This window comes from Zoogloea dura (assembly GCF_012927165.1).
In the GTDB taxonomy this organism is placed as follows: domain Bacteria; phylum Pseudomonadota; class Gammaproteobacteria; order Burkholderiales; family Rhodocyclaceae; genus Zoogloea; species Zoogloea dura.
On sequence record NZ_JABBGA010000001.1, the window covers coordinates 386,131 to 403,674 of the forward strand.

The 17,544-nt window shown below is 69.3% G+C and carries 13 protein-coding genes and 1 riboswitch; of the genes, 8 read left to right on the plus strand and 5 right to left on the minus strand.

The window, feature by feature from the left end; all coding sequences use genetic code 11:
• Positions 1-66 precede the first annotated feature (66 nt).
• The 3 genes from HHL15_RS01700 (at position 67) to HHL15_RS01710 (ending at position 3,029) form a co-directional block, all read left to right on the plus strand.
• Positions 67-306 carry a hypothetical protein gene (locus HHL15_RS01700; protein WP_169144072.1) on the plus strand — a complete coding sequence of 80 codons (240 nt, stop codon included), beginning with the start codon at positions 67-69 and terminating at the stop codon, positions 304-306.
• Complete coding sequence (locus HHL15_RS01705) at positions 303-1,598, plus strand: DUF1615 domain-containing protein (protein WP_235943165.1); 1,296 nt, start codon at positions 303-305, stop codon at positions 1,596-1,598. Before HHL15_RS01700 ends, HHL15_RS01705 begins: the two co-directional genes overlap by 4 nt.
• A gap of 135 nt (positions 1,599-1,733) precedes the next feature.
• The gene (locus tag HHL15_RS01710; RefSeq protein WP_169144073.1) at positions 1,734-3,029 is read left to right on the plus strand and encodes an acetyl-CoA hydrolase/transferase family protein; all 1,296 of its coding nucleotides are present in this window, start codon (positions 1,734-1,736) and stop codon (positions 3,027-3,029) included.
• Positions 3,030-3,874: 845 nt separating this feature from the next.
• Here HHL15_RS01710 and HHL15_RS01715 read toward each other — a convergent pair.
• From HHL15_RS01715 to HHL15_RS01725, 3 genes are all read right to left on the minus strand, one after another.
• The gene (locus tag HHL15_RS01715; RefSeq protein WP_169144074.1) at positions 3,875-4,720 is read right to left on the minus strand and encodes a 23S rRNA (adenine(2030)-N(6))-methyltransferase RlmJ; all 846 of its coding nucleotides are present in this window, start codon (positions 4,718-4,720) and stop codon (positions 3,875-3,877) included.
• A gap of 81 nt (positions 4,721-4,801) precedes the next feature.
• Positions 4,802-5,158 (minus strand): nucleotide pyrophosphohydrolase, encoded by a 357-nt coding sequence (locus HHL15_RS01720; RefSeq protein WP_169144075.1) that lies wholly within the window; start codon positions 5,156-5,158, stop codon positions 4,802-4,804.
• 3 nt (positions 5,159-5,161) lie between these two features.
• Complete coding sequence (locus HHL15_RS01725) at positions 5,162-5,953, minus strand: crotonase/enoyl-CoA hydratase family protein (protein WP_169144076.1); 792 nt, start codon at positions 5,951-5,953, stop codon at positions 5,162-5,164.
• 206 nt (positions 5,954-6,159) lie between these two features.
• Between HHL15_RS01725 and HHL15_RS01730 the strand changes: the two genes are divergently transcribed.
• A complete protein-coding gene (locus tag HHL15_RS01730) occupies positions 6,160-6,681 on the plus strand; it encodes a gamma carbonic anhydrase family protein (protein WP_169144077.1) in 522 nt (173 codons plus the stop codon).
• A 51-nt stretch (positions 6,682-6,732) separates the two neighbouring features.
• Here HHL15_RS01730 and HHL15_RS01735 read toward each other — a convergent pair whose 3' ends face one another.
• Positions 6,733-7,587: an endonuclease/exonuclease/phosphatase family protein gene (locus HHL15_RS01735; protein WP_169144078.1), complete on the minus strand. Its 855-nt coding sequence runs from the start codon at positions 7,585-7,587 to the stop codon at positions 6,733-6,735.
• A gap of 260 nt (positions 7,588-7,847) precedes the next feature.
• Here HHL15_RS01735 and HHL15_RS01740 point away from each other — a divergent pair, with 260 nt between their 5' ends.
• Positions 7,848-8,699 carry an HDOD domain-containing protein gene (locus HHL15_RS01740; protein WP_169144079.1) on the plus strand — a complete coding sequence of 284 codons (852 nt, stop codon included), beginning with the start codon at positions 7,848-7,850 and terminating at the stop codon, positions 8,697-8,699.
• Between the two features lie 49 nt (positions 8,700-8,748).
• Here the strand turns inward: HHL15_RS01740 and HHL15_RS01745 are convergent, their stop codons facing one another.
• Positions 8,749-10,734, minus strand: coding sequence for a heparinase II/III family protein (locus HHL15_RS01745; RefSeq protein ID WP_169144080.1), 1,986 nt, complete (start codon positions 10,732-10,734; stop codon positions 8,749-8,751).
• A gap of 260 nt (positions 10,735-10,994) precedes the next feature.
• Here HHL15_RS01745 and HHL15_RS01750 point away from each other — a divergent pair, with 260 nt between their 5' ends.
• The 3 genes from HHL15_RS01750 to HHL15_RS01760 all read left to right on the plus strand — a co-directional run bounded on the left by HHL15_RS01750 (position 10,995) and on the right by HHL15_RS01760 (position 17,541).
• A complete protein-coding gene (locus HHL15_RS01750; protein ID WP_169144081.1) occupies positions 10,995-11,870 on the plus strand; it encodes a methylated-DNA--[protein]-cysteine S-methyltransferase in 876 nt (291 codons plus the stop codon).
• Positions 11,867-12,769 carry a DNA-3-methyladenine glycosylase family protein gene (locus HHL15_RS01755; protein WP_169144082.1) on the plus strand — a complete coding sequence of 301 codons (903 nt, stop codon included), beginning with the start codon at positions 11,867-11,869 and terminating at the stop codon, positions 12,767-12,769. The genes HHL15_RS01750 and HHL15_RS01755 overlap by 4 nt, the downstream gene beginning before the upstream one ends.
• Positions 12,770-12,813: 44 nt before the next feature.
• Positions 12,814-13,035, plus strand: a riboswitch (cobalamin riboswitch).
• A 132-nt stretch (positions 13,036-13,167) separates the two neighbouring features.
• Positions 13,168-17,541 carry a cobaltochelatase subunit CobN gene (locus HHL15_RS01760; protein ID WP_169144083.1) on the plus strand — a complete coding sequence of 1,458 codons (4,374 nt, stop codon included), beginning with the start codon at positions 13,168-13,170 and terminating at the stop codon, positions 17,539-17,541.
• The last annotated feature ends 3 nt before the right edge of the window (positions 17,542-17,544 follow it).

A 17,544-nucleotide genomic window follows, 5' to 3' on the forward strand; every position in this document is an offset into this window, starting at 1 on the left:
GTGCTTGACGGGGACGGGCCAAGGCCCGATCCTCGCGGCACCCTGGATTTCACGACGCTTCCCGCAATGGCCACACCCACCCTCAAGCAGCAGAAAACCTTCGCCCTCGTACGCATCATCGGTGGCTTCGCCGCCGCCTGCGTGCTCGGCTATTCCTTCGTCGCCAACGTGGCGGCCGGGCAGCCTGCCGAAGGCGCGGTGCTCGGCACCGGCATCATGGCCCTGCTCGGGCTAGGCTACGCAGCCTTCTACACCCGCAGCCTGAGCCGCATCGCCGAACAGGAAAAGTCGGCGGGCAAGTCTTGAGGCTGCTGCGCACTGGCGCCTGCCTCCTGGTGCCGCTGCTGCTTGGCGCCTGCGCCAGCAGCGGCCCGGTGGAGTCCCGACCCTCGCCGGTATTGCCCCCGGCGCCCGGCGCGACGGGTCAGGCGGCCCGCCCGATCATGCCGCCGGCCGTCCCGTCCGACACGCCGCGCGCCCTGCCGCCCGCCACCAGCGCGCCTCAGGCGCCGCCGCCCATGCAGCCGGCCCCCGCCGCGCCCCGGCCCGCAGCGCCGGCCTACCCCGACGAGCGGGAGGGCCGCGCCCTGGTGTCGAGCTTCCTGCCCCCTGCGGTGAAGGACAGGGACGGCTGGGCGGCCGACATCTTCTCGGCCTTCGCCGCCCTGCGCATCGCCCCCACGCCGGACAACATCTGCGCCGCGGTGGCGGTGATCGAACAGGAATCCACCTTTCAGGCCGACCCGCAAGTCCCCGGCCTGGGCCGCATCGTGCGCAAGGAGATCGACACCCGGCGCGAGCGCCTGCACCTGCCCAAGCTGCTTGTGGACGCGGCCCTGCTCAAGGGCTCGCCGGACGGCCGCAGCTACAGCACACGCATCGACGCCCTGCGCACCGAGAAGGAGATGAACCGCCTCTTCGAGGACATGATCTCGGAGTTCCCCCACGGCAGGGACCTGCTCGGCGGCTACAACCCGGTGCGCACCGGCGGGCCTATGCAGGTCAGCGTGGCCTTTGCCGAAGACCACGTGAAGGAAAAAGGCTACCCCTATCCGCGCCAGGGCAGCATTCGCGACGAAGTATTCTCCCGCCGCGGCGGCCTGTACTTCGGCATTGCCATCCTGCTCGACTATCCTGCCCCCTACACCCAGCCGCTGTACCGCTTTGCCGACTTCAATGCCGGGCGCTACAGCAGCCGCAACGCGGCCTTCCAGCAAGCCGTGGCGCGCCTGGGCGGCCAGGCCCTGGCGCTCGACGGCGACCTGCTGCGCTACACCAACGGCAATCCGTCCGCCGAACCCAGCGCCACCCTGCAGGCCCTCGAGAGGCTGGGCCCGCGGCTCGGCTTCACGCGGGCGGAGATGCTCCGCGACCTGCGCCTGGAGAAGGTCTCGCGCTTCGCCCAGACCCCGCTGTACGGCCGCGTCTTCGCCCTCGCCGACGGTGATGCAGGCGCCCGCCTGCCGCGGGAGACCCTGCCGCGCATCGACCTCAAGAGCCCCAAGATCCAGCGCAAGCTCACCACCGCCTGGTTTGCCGAACGCGTCGACGCGCGGCATCGCACCTGCCTGGGACGCAACCGGGCGGCCACCCCCTGAGGCCGGCAAGGCGCTCGCGTTTCCTTGATCCAGGCCAGATTTAGCGTGCATCCGGGGCATTACAATCCAGTACAGGATATGCCGCCAAGGCATGGTTTAATTGCGCCAAAACAACGACCACGGGAGATCAAACGCATGAACCCTCAGGAACAGTACGCAGCCAAGCGCATGACCGCGGCGGAAGCCATCCGCCTTGTGCGGAACGGTGACACCATCGTCGTGCCCACCGCCGTAGCCGAGCCGCCGGCGCTGCTGACCGCCCTGTCCGAACACCGTCGCGACTTCCGCGACGTGCAGGTGTCCCAGATCCTCGCCGTCCGCAAGTTCGGCTACCTGGACCCGACCACCGCCGAGCATGTGCGCCACACCGCCTATTTCTTCAGCGGCGCGACCCGCCCGGGTTTCCGCGAAGGCGTGGTGGACTTCACGCCCAGCTACTTCTCCGAGATGCCCCAGCTGATCGACCGCGGCCTGATGCCGGCCGACGTGGTGTTCACCCAGGTGTCGCCGATGGACCAGCACGGCTACTTCTCCCTGGGCATCGCCGCCGACTACACCATGGCCGCCATCCGCAAGGCCCGCGCAGTGGTCATCGAGGTCAACCCCAACGTCCCCTTCGCCTTCGGCAACTGCCACCTGCACATCTCCCAGGTCAGCGCCCTGGTCGAGAACGACGAGCCGGTGCTGGAAGTGGGCCTGCCCACCATCGGCCCCGTGCAGGAAGCCATCGGCAAGTACGTGGCCGACCTGATCGATGACGGCTCCACCCTGCAGATCGGCTACGGCGGCATCCCCGACGCCGTGGTGATGCAGCTGACCCACAAGCACGATCTGGGCATCCACACCGAGATGATCGGCGACGGCATCCTGACCCTGATCGAATCCGGCGCGGTCACCAACCGGCGCAAGAACTACCTGCCTGGCAAGATGGTGGCCACCTTCGCCCTGGGCTCGAAGAAGCTCTACAAGTGGATCGACCGCAACCCGATGTTCGAGATGCACCCTGTCGATTTCACCAACGACCCCTACCTGGCCGGCCAGAACGACAACCTGGTGGCCATCAACGCCACCCTGGAGATCGACTTCCTCGGCCAGTGCGGTTCCGAGAGCCTCGGCCCGATCCCCTACTCCGGCACCGGCGGCCAGTCTGACTTCGTGCGCGCGGCCAACCGCTCCAACGGCGGCAAGGCCTTCATCGTGCTGCCCTCGACGGCCAAGGACGGCGCCATCTCGCGCATCGCCCCGACCCTCACCCCCGGCACCCACGTGTCCACCAGCAAGAACGACATCAACTACGTGGTCACCGAATACGGTGTGGCCCAGCTGCGCGGCAAGACCGCCAAGCAACGCTGCCAGGCCCTGATCGGCATCGCCCACCCGGACTTCCGGGCCGAGCTGACCGAAGCCGCCAAGAAGATGCACCTGCTGTAAGCCATTGCCTCCGGCAGCAATGACAAAGCCCCGGCATGTCCGGGGCTTTGTCATTTTCGAGCCGGCACGTGCTCCCGTGGCATCGGCGGGCGGGCACTCTGTATGCGAAGCTGGGGTAGCTTACTGAAGGGCTTTCCGTTGTTTTGAGTTGAATTGGCCGGGATTTCGCCCCGGCGGGCGACTCACTTCTTTGCTTCGCCAAAGAAGTGAGCAAGAAAGGCGACCCGCCTCCCCGGTCATTCGCTACGCGAATGACTCCCCTGCGCTGCTCACGGCAGGCGGCCGGCGCGGAACTCGCCCTGCGGGCTCAAACAGCCGCGCCGGACTACCCCGCCTGCCGTTCCGCTGCTCGGCGGGTCGGAACGGGCTTTCAGCAAGCACCGAGCCTCTGCGGAAAATCCGGCGGATGCGAGACCTTGGGGTTTTGCTTTTGCGTTGATCATCGTCCCCTGCTTCAGCAAACGCGCGGTGTTTGCGAAAAGCCCGTTCTGACCCGCCGAGCAGCGCAGCAGCGGGCGGGGCCTTCCGGCGCGGCTGTCTGAGGAGGCGCAGCCGACGAGTTCCGCGCCGGCCGCCCGATGCGAGCAGCGCAGGGGAGTCGTCCGCAACGCGGACGACCGGGGAAGCCGGGTCGCCTTTCTTTCCCCCTTTCTTTGGCGACGCAAAGAAAGGGGTCGCCCGCCGGGGCGAATTCCCGGCCAATTCAACGTCAAACAACGGAAAGCCAACCAGTAAAGGCGCAGACGCAGTGTAGTGACCACCAACACGCCCTGGGCAACACCCTCTTCAGCCGCTCTCGGGCGTCGATCAATCCCCTGCTGGCGGCGTCCGCCGCCCTCGCGCGTTCAGGGGATCTCGTACTCCAGGCCAAAAGCTGCACCGTCGTCGAGGCCCAGCACCTGGACCAGCCACGGCATGACGGTCTTGAGGGTGTCGGGCAGGGTCCACGGCGGGTTGATCACGAACAGGCCGCTGCCATGCATGCCGTAGCCGTCCTCCGAGGGCTTGCTTACATCCAGGCTGACATTCAGCCAGCTGGTGATGGGCAGGCGCTTGAGCTTGTCGGGAAGCTCGCGCGACAGCATGGTCTGCAGCCGGGGGTACCAGACCACGTAAGTGCCCGTCGGAAAGCGGCGCAGGCATTCCTTGAGAGAGCTCACCACCGTGCGGTAGTCGCTCTTCACCTCGTAAGGGGGGTCGATCAGCACCAGGGCACGGCGTGACGGCGGAGGCAGGAAGGCGTTGATCCCGGTGAAGCCGTCCTGCTCCAGCACGATGGCCTTGCCGTGGGCCTCGTCGAAGGTCTGGCGTAGCAGGCGGTTGTCTGCAGGGTGGAGCTCGAACAGGCGCATCCGGTCGTCGGTCCGCAGCAGCGGCGCGGCGCAGCACGGCGAACCGGGATAGAGCTTGAGCTTGCCGGTGTCGTTGAGTTCCCTGACCAGCTTGAGGTAGCTCTTCAGCGGCTTCGGCACGTCCTTGCGGCCGAGCAGGCGGCCGACGCCGTCTTCGAACTCCGCGTTCTTGCGGGCGAAGGCCTCGTCCAGCGAGTAGCAGCCGGCACCCGCGTGGGTGTCGATGTACCAGTAAGGCTTGTCTTTCTGGTTGAAATACTCGAGCAACTGGACAAGTACGAAGTGCTTGAGCACGTCGGCGTGGTTGCCGGCGTGGAAGGCGTGGCGATAACTCAGCATGGCGGGTCTCCGCGGAAGCGGGAACGGTGGATCAGGGGCGCGATGCTATCACCTCCGCCCCCTGCCCGCCCCACTCCCGGGCTAAGGAGCGTTGTACTTGCGGCTGGAGCCCCGGAAGCGCTCCACCGGATACTTGGCTTCGTTCTTGGCCAGCTTGGCCAGGGCCGCCGCCTCCAGATCGATGCCCGCCTTGTCGGCGATCAGCAGCAGATACAGCAGCACGTCGGCGCATTCGTCCTGCAGTGCTTCGCGGCCGTGCAGGTCTTCGGCCAGGGCCGCCACCTGGGCGTCGTCCTTCCACTGGGTCAGCTCCAGCAACTCGCCCGCCTCCAGGTTGAGGGACACGATCAGGTTGCGCAGGGAGTGGAACTGGGCCCAGTCGCGGGCATCCCGGAAGGCGGCGACCCGCCGGGTGAGATCGTCCAGGTCGCCGGCCATGCCTCAGCCCTTCTTGCGATCAAGGAAGGCCGCCACCGCCGCGTCGTGCTCGGCCGAGGTGTGGGTCAGGGCCTGGTAGGCCGCCGACAGTTCCAGCACGGTGTCGAGGCGGCTGGTCTGGGCTTCGCGCATCAGGCGCTTGGTCATCCGCAGGGCCTGGCCGGGGTTGGCGGCGATGCGCCGGGCCAGCGCCAGCGCCTCGTCGAGCAGGTTCTCCGGCGCCACCACCCGCGACACCAGGCCGGCCTCGAGGGCCTGACGCGCATCCAGCGCGTCACCGGTGAAGCTCATCTCGGCGGCACGGGCGTAGCCCACCACCCGCTGCAGCAGCCAGGCCCCGCCATCGCCGGGGATCAGGCCGAGCTTGACGAAGCTCTCGGCAAACAGGGCTTTCTCGGAGGCGATGCGGATGTCGGCCATGCAGGCCAAGTCGCAGCCGGCGCCGATGGCGGGGCCGTTCACCGCCGCGATGGTCGGCACGTCCAGGCGATAAAAGGCCAGCGGAATGCGCTGGATGCCGTTGCGGTAAGCCTCCTTGACCTCCATCCCGGTGCCCGCTGCGAGGCCGCGCTTGTCGCGGAAGTCCTTGACGTTGCCGCCGGCACAGAAGGCGCTGCCTGCGCCGGTGAGGATCACCACCTTGACCGACGGATCACGCTGGACCCGCTCGCAGGCCGCCACCACTGCATCCCATTGCTCCGGGCCGGTCAGCGCATTGCGCGCATCGGGCGCATTGAGGGTCAATGTGACGATGCCATCCTGTTGCTTGAAAACCACAAACTCCTGATCTGTCATACCTGTCTCCCTGATTGTTCGCCGAGCCCCACCCAGCCATCGCCTGCATGCCCCGGCGGTGGGCCTAAGCCCTTATTTCCCTTGCGGAAAGCGCTGTCGTGACACCGATTTTCCGCTTGCGCTGCAGCATTACCCTGTTATTATGGCGCGCTCTTCGGCTGGCCATTCGGCGGCACGGCTGAACTTCACTAAAACAGGAAAATAACATGCCGATCTACCGCCTCGGAGAGCGTGCTCCGCAGTTGCAGGAGGGAGTCTGGATTGCCGACACCGCCACCGTCATCGGTGACGTGCGTCTCGGCAAGAACGTCAATGTGTGGTTCGGCGCGATCCTGCGTGGGGACAACGACCCCATCACCATCGGCGAGAACACCAACATCCAGGACGGCTCGGTGCTGCATACCGACGACGGCGTGCCCCTCGACATCGGCGCCAATGTCACCGTCGGGCACAAGGTCATGCTGCATGGCTGTACGGTCGGGGAAGGCTCCCTGATCGGCATCAACGCCGTGGTGCTCAACCGCGCGGTGATCGGCAAGCACTGCCTGATCGGCGCCAACTCGCTCATCCCCGAAGGCAAGGTGATCCCCGACCGTTCGCTGGTCTGCGGCTCGCCGGGCCGGATCATCCGCGAGCTCACCGACCACGAGATCAGCCGCCTCCAGGCCAGCGCCGACGGTTACGTCGCCAACGCGCTGCGCTACCAGGCGGATCTGGTCAAGCTCTGAGCCGCCTGCCCCCGGCCCGGCCCCGTCGGGCACAGGCCGGGGAGACCGGGCTTACAGCAGGGCCAGCATGACCGGCTGATGGTCGGACGCCGCGGTGGCCTGGTCCACCGCCACCGCTTCGATGCGATCCACCAGGTCGGCACTGACAAAGAAATAGTCGCAGCAATATGGGCGGTCCGGCCATTCGGCACCGTTCTGGCCGACCGTGCCGAGGTGCGGGATCTCCCCGTAGCAGGCGCACCAGGCATCCTCCCAGCCCGACACATCGGCGCTGATCGGCGCGGTCATCCGGTAATACTCCGGACTGCCCGGTTCGCAGTTGAAATCTCCGCAGATCACCGCCGACGCAGGCCTCGGCCACACCGCAAAGGGCGAGTCGCTGCGCTCCCGGCCATCTGCCTGCGCCATGCCGGCCAGACGCACCGCGTCGGACTGCAAGGTGTGCAGCGCCGCGATCTGGGTCATGCGCTGGATCCGCGAGTAGTACTCCAGGTGGGTGTTGAGCACCCGCAAGGGGCCTTGCGGCCCGTCCACCACCAGCTCCAGACACACCCGCGGCATGCTCGGCATGCCCTCTTCCGGTGGCCGCGGCAGGCTGTGGCGGAAGACCTGGCCAACCGGCAGGCGCGACAGGCTCAGGTTGCCGAAGCGACTGCGCCCGCCTGCACCATCCGGCAGATCCACGCCCTCGGCAAAATGCACCGCGTAGCCCGGAAAGGCCGCTGCGAGCCGGGCCACCCCGTCCACCGCCACACCTCCCTGCAGTCCGGCAAAGCCCACCGCCACTTCCTGCAGGCAGATCACATCGAAATCGCCCAGCATCCGGATTGCCGCAATGGTGCGATCAAGATTCACGACGCCGTCGGCGCCGCGTCCCCATTGAATGTTCCAGCTCAATAGCTTCATCGAAAAATCCGTTCTCCGTGAACGCATCCCGGCACGGGAGTTTTCCTGGCCGGACTGACAGGCAGGAGGATATCAAGCCGCCTTGGGCCGCTCCCGCGCAAAACCCGCAATAGCGTGCGCAATTGCCGAAAGTAACGCATGTCATTGATCGAAACAGGATTTTTGTCACGAAAGGCAAAACCGGCGAATTCCAGCCTGATACTCAAGAGCCGCCCCCCACCGCCGTAAACCCTCTGGTCACCCGCCAGAGAATGATCGCCATGAGTACTCCCCAGGAGCTTGTTGCCTGCGTCGAGAGGCTGGCCAGCCTGCCCGCCGTGTATCACCGCATCCGCGCCCTGCTCGACGACCCGGACAGCTCCGTGCAGGACCTGGCCAACGCCGTGTCCAGCGACGCGGGCATCACGGCGCGGGTCCTCAGGGCCGTCAACAGCGTGCTCTATGGTTTCCCCGGCAAGGTCGAAACCATCGGGCGGGCGGTCAATCTGATGGGCATGCAGCAGGTTCACGATCTGGTGCTGAGCACCTCGGTAATCGGCGCCTTTTCGGGCGTCCGCCCGGCGCGCATGCACATGATCAAGTTCTGGAAGGACTGCGTGTTCCGCGGCCTGGCGGCGCGGGCGGGCGCCAAGACGCTGGGCACCGGCGACCCGGAACGCATGTTCGTCGAGGGGCTGCTGGCTGACATCGGCCACCTGGTGATGTTCCAGGCGGCCCCCGAGGCCACCGACGCCGCCCTCGCCGCGGCCCACAAGGCACAGGCCCCGGTCCACGAGATGGAGCAGGAGATCGTCGGCTGCGACTATGCCGAGGTGGGCGCGGCACTCGCCAACGCCTGGCATCTGCCCAATGGTTTTGCCGCCGCCATCGGCGCCCAGATCCGGCCTGCGCTGGCGGGCCCCCACGTCACCGAGGCCGCCCTGATCCACATCGCCAACCAGATCCTCGCCACTGGCGGAGAGGCAGAGCCCGACGCGGCCGCCCTGGCCCTCATCGACCCCATGGTGGCCGCAAGCCTCGAACTCGACACCGACAAGCTGGCCCACATCCGCGGCATTGCCGAGGGTGAGCAGGATTCGGTGATAGCCCTGTTCTTCCCGGCCCAGGGCTGAAACGACACAGGGCAGCTTCCGCTGCCCTGTTGCAATCCGCCAGCTCCGCTCAACACAGACGCCTGAAGACGGTTTCCACCGGCGCACCTGCCGCCAGCCGGGCCCGCCAGATCACCGTGGTGCTCGGCACACGCTGGTCATAGCCGCGGGACACCCATCCTGTCAGTGGGCTCTCGGACCCGTGCAGGACACTGACCTCCCCTCCCGGCGGCAACAGCATCTCGAGGCACACCGGCCCGTTGCTCACGTGCAGGCCCTCGGGCATGCACGTAACGCTGCACTCCTCGCTGAAATGCCAGTGCAGGCGGACATCCTGAAGGCCGTTGCCGGACACGCTGTCGGTCACCGACAGGGTCGCGCTGTGGCGCTCGAACCGCCAGGCCCGGCGGTGCACCGGTCGCCCCGGCTTGCGCCGGTAGCCGTCGTGCTCCGCCACCAGCAGCTCGTCACCGGCATCGCTGCTACGTTCGACCACCCGGGCCTGGTAGCGCCGGGTCCAGACGAAGCGACCGCCAGACACCGCCTGGTCGTCCCCGTCCAGGCTCAGGGTGTTGTGCATGGCCGTCCCGCGGAAACCGTTGCGCCAGCTCTCCGCTCCCAGGTAGGTGCCCGTGCCGGGATCGACCAGAAATTCCCGGCCGGCGATCGACAAGGTGAAGGACAGCGCATCCGCATGTCCATGGGCCGCCACGCCGGCCAGACCGAGAGGCCCGGCATCCACCACGGCGCGAAACTCGCCCGGGGTATCGAGGCTGGAGCCCAGCACATACACCCCGCCCTCCGCAAAATCGGTCCGCGGCGTAGCGACGGCACCCTGCAGCATCAGGCCGTCGAATTCCGCACAGGCCGATTCGCCGAGCAGCCACTCGGTCACCGGATCAACCACCCCTGCCTTGCGCGCCAGGGACGCGTTGCGGAACAGCAGGGCACCTGTCGCCAGCTGGGCATGGAAGGCGCAGCTGCCACTGCCCAGTGCCAGCCCGGAAATCTGGCTGCTGTCCGTGTCCCCGAGCTGCGGCACATGTCCACCGGCATCCATGATCGCCGCCAGGAACTCCAGCATGGCCTCCAGGCGCTGCCAATAGTTGCCCGAGAACGGCGTGTCGGTGCTGCGCGATGCCAGGCCCGCAAACATCAGGCAGTCCCACACCGTCTGCTGCACGCCGATCGATTGCTCGCGGCACACACCATCGGTGCCGACCTGCTGCAGGACTTCCTTCTCCAGCCCTTCCCGGGCCGTGCTGCACCAGCTGGCGGCCTCGTCCCAATGGGGCCAGGTCGCGCCGGCAATATACAAACCGGCCAGCTCGGTGATGCGCGTGTTATCCCCCAGGGCCCGCCTCCCCGGGTGCGCATCGATGAACTCGGCATGGCGCCACACGCTGTTGAGCCAGTCGGTACGCAATACCTTGCCGACCGGATTGTCGAACAGCGGGGAGCGGATCCCACCCACCAGTTGCCAGGCCAGTGCCCAGTTGATCAGGCGGATGCCCGCCTCGCCGGGGCACGACCACGCCGCACCATGGGGAAAGGGGCACTGGGCAAACCAGCTGCCCAGCAGGTCGCCCAGGGCATCCAGGTAGCGCCGCTCGCCGCTCATCTGCCAGGCCTGGGCGAGCACCACCAGCTCCCGGTGACGATGCATCTCAAGAAGATACTTGTAGTCGCCGGTGGTCTCGATGTCGCGCACCGAGAAGCGCCGGCCGACGCTCAACTGCACGCCCACCCCGCTGGCCGGATTGCGGTTCCACTCGGGCGGAAAGGCCAGCTCGACGGGCCGCGACAGCAGGCGCCACGTGCCCTTGAGCAATTCATCGGCACGCCGCAGCACCAGCCCGCGGCGGGATGGGACCTGCAAGGACAGCCAGGTCGGCTCGGGCAGCACGGGGCGAGGCAGGGGTACGGTGTCCACCACCGGCCGGCGGGTCATCGCACGGCTGGCGCTGGAGCCCGCCCGCTCGACGATGTCCGCGGACAGGCCGCGCAATTGATTCCAGTACCACCCTACCCGGGTCAGGCTCGACATTGCTTCCATTACTCCCTGTTCCTCTATCCACTCCGGGCATCAGCACCCGACGGAAAAAATCATAGCCGCAGGCCTCCTGGCAAACTGTGATAAGTGCCATCTATCGGGAGAAATTCTTTAAATTCTTAAAAATCATCAATACCGCAAATACCATCCGACTCTGCCCCCCCGCATTCCAGCGGCCTTCCTGCCACGGAAAGCAAGATCCCGGATGCGCGTGCGCGCGGTGCCGGCTACATTGATGGGCACGTGCTGGCAAGGAGGAAGAGATGGACATCGCAACACGCACTGCGGACAACCAGGCCCTGGCCCAACGCCAGGCCGGGCTGGTGGAACAGGCCTGCCGCCTGCTCGAAGCCGCGGACCAGGCCCCGCGCCTGACCGCTCTGGCCGAGGCCCTGGGCGTCAGCCCGTCTCACCTGCATCGCCTGTTCAAGAGCGCCACCGGCGTCACCCCTGCCGCCTATGCGGCCGCCCTGCGTGCCCAGCGGGTCCGCGACGGGCTGCGCCCCGGCGTCACCGTCACCACCGCCCTGCATGACGCCGGCTACACCTCGGCCGCCGCCTTCCATGCCGAAGCGCCGGGCCGCCTTGGCATGACGCCCGGGCGCTACCGGGCCGGCGGCGTCGACACCGAGATCCGCTTCGCCCTGGGCCAGAGCACCCTCGGCGCCCTGCTGGTGGCCGCCAGCCCCATCGGCATCTGTGCCATCGCCCTGGGCGACGACCCCGAACAGCTGGTGAAGGAGCTGCAGGACCGCTTCCCGAAAGCCCGCTTGATCGGCGACGACCCGGAGTTCGCCCGGCACATGGCGCGCATTGCCGGCCTCATGGAGACCCCCGGCCCGGGCGCCCACCTGCTGCCCCTCGACATCCGCGGCACCGCCTTCCAGCAACGGGTCTGGGAGGCCCTGATGCGGATCCCCGCAGGCAGCACCCTGAGCTACACCGAACTGGCCCGCCAGCTGGGCATGCCGCGAGCCGTGCGCGCCGTGGCCAGCGCCTGCGCCGCCAACGTGCTGGCCGTCGCCATCCCCTGTCACCGGGTCGTGCGCAGCGATGGCGCCCTGGCCGGCTACCGCTGGGGCATCGCGCGCAAGGCCGAGCTGCTGCGCCGCGAAGCCGGCCACGAGCCCGCGGCATGAAAGCCAGCCAGGACGCCGGCTGGGTCACGCTCACGCTGCCGCCCGCCTACCGCCAGGCAGACTTCCTGGCCTTCCACAGCCGCGACCGCCTGGGGCTGGCCGAGCAGGTCACGGGCGGCACGCTCCGCAAGGGCATCGTCTGGCACGGCACGCCGGCACGCCTGGAGGTGTCCTTTGAAGGCAACACGGCCAGCCTGCGGATCAGCGCCGTCAGCCCATCAGAACGCAGCGGCCTAGCCACCTGGGGACGCCGCTTCCTGGGACTGGACCAGCCGGTCGAAGCGTTCGAGGCGGCCTGGCGCAGCCATCCCCTGCTCGGCCCTCATCTGACCCGGCGCCCCGGCCTGCGCCTGAGCCAGGCGGCGAGCCCCTTCGAAGCGCTCAGCTGGGCCGTCACCGGGCAGCAGATCAGCGTCGCCGCCGCCCTCGGCATCCGCCGGCGCCTGATCGAGACCACCGCCCTGCACACCACCGACGGGCTGGCCTGCTATCCCGACGCACAGGCCGTGGCCGCCCTCTCCGAGGAACAACTGCGCACTGCCGGCTTCTCGCGCAGCAAGGCCACCACCCTGCTGGAGATTGCCCGCCAGATCGTCGACGGGCGACTGCCCCTGGACGATTGGTGGGCGCAATCGGCCGCCCCCGCCCTGCTCCGCGAACGCCTGCTGGCCCTGCGCGGCATCGGCCCGTGGACGGTGGACTACACCCTGCTGCGCGGCTTCGGCCACCTCGACGCCTCCCTGCACGGCGACGCCGCGGTGCGCCGCGGCCTCGGCCAGCTGCTCGGCGGCGAGGGCGACGCAGCGCACCCCGACCCGCGCCACACCGACGCCTGGCTGGCCCCCTTCGCCCCCTGGCGCTCCCTGGTCGCCGCCCATCTGTGGCAGATCCAGGCCTGAGCCGCCGCCGCGCGCCTTGCCCGGTGCAAGGCTTTACCGTAGGCTTCGGCCCTGTTCCTCCGGGTGCCTGTGTCGCATGTTGCGGCCGGGCCAAACGGGAAGTCCGGTGAAGCCCCGGTGCGCAGGCACCCAGGCCATTCCGGCGCAGCCCCCGCTGCTGTAAGCCTGACGACTCCGTCCACTCATGCCACTGGGCCCTGCCCGGGAAGGCCGGACGGAGAAGAACGATGGCGAGCCAGAAGACCGGCCCGAGGACCTCCTGTTCGGCCGGGCCCCGGGGTGTGGGCGTGGCGAGCGAAGCGCTCCTCCACGATCCCCGGCCCGTCGCGCCGGCCTCGTCCCGTGCTCTCGTTCCGCTCCGTCTCCGTGTGCCCGCCCTGTTGCGGAATCGCGAAGACATGTCCATCACCCTCCCGCTGCGCAGCGCCCCTGTCCGCCGGCTTCTTGCCGCGGCGGCCCTCCTGTATGCCCTGCCGGCGCCGGCCGCCAGCCTGTTCGGAGTCGTTACCGACCGGGCTGCCCCGGCAGCCGTTGAAGCCGCCCGGCAACACCTCGCCCGCCATCCGGGCGACCGCATCCAGCTGCGCACTCCGACCCAGCTGATGGCCGCCAGCGACCGCCAGTTGCGCCAGTGGCTGGAAGCCGATGCAGTGCTGGCGGTGTCCGCCTTCGGCGATCCGGCCCGCCGCCTGATCGACGCCCTGCCGGCCAGTCGTGCCACCACCGTGCTGGCCATGAACGGCGAGCAGCGCCTCAGCCTGCTGAGCCGTAGCCGCGCCGGCAGCCTGGCGACCTTCCCAGCCGAAACGCTGCGCCAGCTGGCCACCGAGACGCCCGCCACCGAGACGCCCGCCACCGAGGCCCTCGCCGCGGCTGCAACCCACCCGGCCGCCACCCGCTGGCTCGCCGCCCGGCAGACCTGGCAAGCCGGTGGCAAGGACAACCTGGCCCGTCTGTTCGCCCACCTGCTGGACGGCAAGCCCCTGCCCCCACCCAGCCCCGAGCCCACCCTGCGCCTGCGCGTCGGCGACCAGGAACGCCTCGACGCCGACGCCTGGAAGGCCGGCCTGCTGCCCGCCGGCCCGGCCCTCGCGGTGCTCGACCTGTCCAACATCGAATCCGGCAGCGCCGCCGCCCTGTGTGCCGAATCCCGTCGCCAGGGGCTGCCCTGCGCTGAGGTGCTGACCCGCTGGGGTGGCAGCTCACGGGAGGCGGTGGAACGCCTGCCGGAACTGCTGGCCCCGGCCCGGCCTGCCGCCTTAGTCGTGATCCAGGACTTCGTGGTGGGCGCCGCCGAGAACCGCGAGGCCGTCACCGAAGCCTTCAGGAAACTCGACGTGCCAGTGCTCAAGGCCCTCCGCCTCACCGAGCGCAGCGCCACCCAGTGGCGCCTGTCGGCCGAGGGCCTGCCTGTCGACTCCGTGCAGTACCGGGTGGCCCTGCCTGAACTGCAGGGCATCGGCCAGCCGGTCGTCGTATCCGCCGTGGGTGCCGGCCGCATCGACCCGCAGACCGGCGTCGAGCTACGCCGCACCGAAGCCATCCCCGCCGAGGTGCAGCGCCTGGTGAGCCGCGTGGTGCGCTGGCAGCAACTGCGCGCCAAGGCCAACGGGGACAAGCGCCTGGCGGTGATCTACTACAACCATCCGCCGGGCCGCCAGAACATCGGCGCCGACAACCTGGACGTGCCGGCCTCGCTGTTCACCCTGCTGCAGCGCCTCAAGGCCGAGGGCTACGACACCGGCGAGCTGCCCGCCTCCGCCGAGGCCCTGCTCGACCAGATCATGGCCCACGGGGTCAACCTGCCGGAGGACAAGACCGCCCTGCGCGAGCTGTCGCGCACGGTGCAGGGCCTCTCCGCCGCCGACTACCGGCGCTGGTTCGGCACCCTGCCGGAGCGGGTCCAGGGCGAGATGGTGTCCGGCCCCCTCGGCCGCCTGCATGCCGAGGTGCTCGAAGCCGAGCGGGCCGGGGAACGCAGCCTGGGCCGCAAGCGGGTGGAGTCGGCCATGAAGGAACTCCACCACCTCGCCGAAGGCGCCGACCATCCCCGGCGGGCCGAGGCCATCGCCGGCCTGCGCGAGCTCGAGAACGGCTACCGCGACTGCCTCGCCGACACCCCGCGGCGCAGCTGTGCCAGCCTCTCCGCCCTGGCCCTGCGCCTGGTCGGCCACGGCATCGAAGGCCTGCGCGGCTGGGGGCCGGCGCCCGGCAAGGTGATGGTCAGTGACGGCCGCCTGCTGGTGCCCGGCCTGCGCTTCGGCAAGATCTTCGTCGGCCCCCAGCCACCGCGGGGCTGGGAGGTGGACGAGGAGCTGCTCCACGCCAACACCAGCGTGTCGCCGCCGCACCAGTTCCTGGGCTTCTACCACTGGATCCGCGACGTCTTCCGGGCCGACGCGGTGGTGCACCTGGGCCGCCATTCCACCTATGAATTCCTGCCCGGCAAGGCCGTCGGCCTGACCGCCGACGACTACCCCAGCCTGATCGCCGCCGATCTGCCGGGCATCTACCCCTACATCGTTGACGGCGTCGGCGAAGGCATCCAGGCCAAGCGCCGGGGCCTCGCGGTGATCGTCGACCACCTCACCCCGCCGCTCTCGGCCACGCCGCTCTACGACAAGCTGCTGGAGCTACGCCAGGTGGTGGAGAGCTTCGAGGCCGCCAACAGCGAGAGCCTCAAGGCCCAGGCCGCCCACACCATGCGCCAGCAGGTGACGGCCCTCAACCTGCGGGCCGAGCTGGAGGCCTCCATGGCCGACGTGCTGGAGGTGCGCGGCATCGGCTTCGAGGACGCCGACGACGACCTGCTGGCCCATGAGGTCGGCCACTACCTCACCAAGCTGCAGGAGAAGTTCATGCCCCACGGCCTGCACGTCTTCGGGCAGGACTGGACGCAGGAATCCCTCAAGCTGATGGCCGACTCCATGGCCCAGGTGGCCGGCGGCTACGACGACGAAATCGCCCGGCGCCTGGCCGACTCGCCACGCCTAGAGATGGAAGGCCTGCTCGCCGGCCTGGCCGGCCGCTTCGTGCCGCCGGGCAAGGGCAACGACCCCCTGCGCTCGCCCGACGCCCTGCCCACCGGGCGCAACTTCCACGCGGTGGACGGCGACATCCTGCCGACCCGCCTGGGCCAGGCCCTCGGCGCCCGCCTGGCCGGACAGGCCATGGCCCGCCCACGCAAGGCCGTCGGCACCGCCGACAGCGACGCGGTGATCCTGTGGGCCTCCGACGCGGTGCGCGACGAAGGGGCGATGGTCGCCTTCTGCCTGTCCCTGCTCGGTGCCGAGCCGGTGTGGAACGCCCGCGGCATCGTCACCGACGTGCGCCTCCTGGCCGACACGCCGCGGCGTGACGTGATCGTCACCACCTCGGGCCTGTTCCGCGACCTCTACCCCAACCTCCTCAACCAGATCGACCGGGCCGGGCGGCTGGCCCTGGCCGCCTCCGGTGAAGTGCTGGCGCGCCAGCACCCGGAGTTGGCCGAGGCCCTCGCCGCCGCCCTGGCGCCCCTCGGCAAGGTCGCGCAGGGCAGCCAGCCCCTCGCCGACAACCTGGCGGCGCAGGCCTGGATGGACCGCACCGCGCAGCTCGCCCGCAACGGCCTGCCCCCCGTCGACGCTGGCCGGGCCGCCGCGCTGCGCATCTTCGGCGACGCCCCGGGAGCCTACAGCGCCGGCGTGAACCGCCTCGCCGAACGCTCCGGCGCCTGGCGCGAGCGCGAGGAGCTGGGCCGCGTCTACCTCAATCGCATGGGCCACGCCTACGGCCTTGACAGTGCCGGTGACGCCGCCCACCAGGCCTTCGAGACGGCCCTGTCCGGGGTCGCCCGCAGCTACCACGGCCGCGCCAGCAACCTCTACGGGCTGCTCGACAACAACGACGCCTTCGACTACCTGGGTGGTCTCTCGGTGGGCGTCGAAACCCTCACCGGGCGTCGCCCGGAAGGCCTGATCCTGCAGCACGCCGACCCGGCCCACCCAGCCGTCGAACCCCTCGCCACCGCCCTGCTGTCGGAACTGCGCGGCCGCTACCTCAACCCCGAGTGGCTCAAGCCCCTGATGAAGCACGGCTATGCCGGCGCCCGCACGATGGGCCAGGAGTTCCTCGAAAACCTGTGGGGCTGGCAGGTGACCCGGCCCGACCTGATCAAGCAGTGGGCCTGGGACGAGGTCAAGGAAACCTGGTTCGACGACAAGCAGAAGCTCGGCCTGCCGCGCTTCCTGGCCCAGGGCCACAACGCCCACGTCAAGGCGCAGATGCTGGCCATCTTCATGGTGGCTGCCGAGAAGGGCTTCTGGCAGGCCGACGAGGCCACCCTGCGCCAGATGGGTGGCGAGCTGGCCCGCCTGGTAGCGAAGAACGGCCTGCCCGGCAGTGGCCACACCGCGCCCAATCACCCCATGTGGACCTGGCTCGCGCCACGCATCGACCAGGCTGACGCAGAAGCCCTCGGCGTGGCCCTGGCCCGGGCCCGCGGCGAACTGCCGGCCGCGGCTGCATCCACACCCGCCATGCCGGCGCCAGGCCCCCGCGCCGCAGCCGCCACCACGCAGAAGGCGGTCGCGGCCGCCGGGCAGAAACCGCCGCCCGCCGCGGAAGCCCCTCCGCCTCCAGCCGAGACGCCCCCTGCGCGCTACTTCGAACTCCACGCCCGGCCGCCCACCCGCGCGCCGGATCTTCCCGCCGCCCTGCTGGCCGGCGCGCCCCTGCTGTTCCTGCTCGGGCTCGCCTGGAGCCGGCGCATTCCTTCCCCCAAGAAAGGCTGATCC

Excerpts from the sequence above, each read along its gene's own strand:
- HHL15_RS01755 (WP_169144082.1), top strand. The coding sequence starts at position 11,867 with ATGAAAGCCAGCCAGGACGCCGGCTGGGTCACGCTCACGCTGCCGCCC.
- HHL15_RS01700 (WP_169144072.1), top strand. The coding sequence starts at position 67 with ATGGCCACACCCACCCTCAAGCAGCAGAAAACCTTCGCCCTCGTACGC.
- HHL15_RS01735 (WP_169144078.1), bottom strand. The coding sequence starts at position 7,587 with ATGAAGCTATTGAGCTGGAACATTCAATGGGGACGCGGCGCCGACGGC.
- HHL15_RS01750 (WP_169144081.1), top strand. The coding sequence starts at position 10,995 with ATGGACATCGCAACACGCACTGCGGACAACCAGGCCCTGGCCCAACGC.
- HHL15_RS01740 (WP_169144079.1), top strand. The coding sequence starts at position 7,848 with ATGAGTACTCCCCAGGAGCTTGTTGCCTGCGTCGAGAGGCTGGCCAGC.
- HHL15_RS01725 (WP_169144076.1), bottom strand. The coding sequence starts at position 5,953 with ATGACAGATCAGGAGTTTGTGGTTTTCAAGCAACAGGATGGCATCGTC.
- HHL15_RS01760 (WP_169144083.1), top strand. The coding sequence starts at position 13,168 with ATGTCCATCACCCTCCCGCTGCGCAGCGCCCCTGTCCGCCGGCTTCTT.
- HHL15_RS01715 (WP_169144074.1), bottom strand. The coding sequence starts at position 4,720 with ATGCTGAGTTATCGCCACGCCTTCCACGCCGGCAACCACGCCGACGTG.
- HHL15_RS01745 (WP_169144080.1), bottom strand. The coding sequence starts at position 10,734 with ATGGAAGCAATGTCGAGCCTGACCCGGGTAGGGTGGTACTGGAATCAA.
- HHL15_RS01730 (WP_169144077.1), top strand. The coding sequence starts at position 6,160 with ATGCCGATCTACCGCCTCGGAGAGCGTGCTCCGCAGTTGCAGGAGGGA.
- HHL15_RS01710 (WP_169144073.1), top strand. The coding sequence starts at position 1,734 with ATGAACCCTCAGGAACAGTACGCAGCCAAGCGCATGACCGCGGCGGAA.
- HHL15_RS01720 (WP_169144075.1), bottom strand. The coding sequence starts at position 5,158 with ATGGCCGGCGACCTGGACGATCTCACCCGGCGGGTCGCCGCCTTCCGG.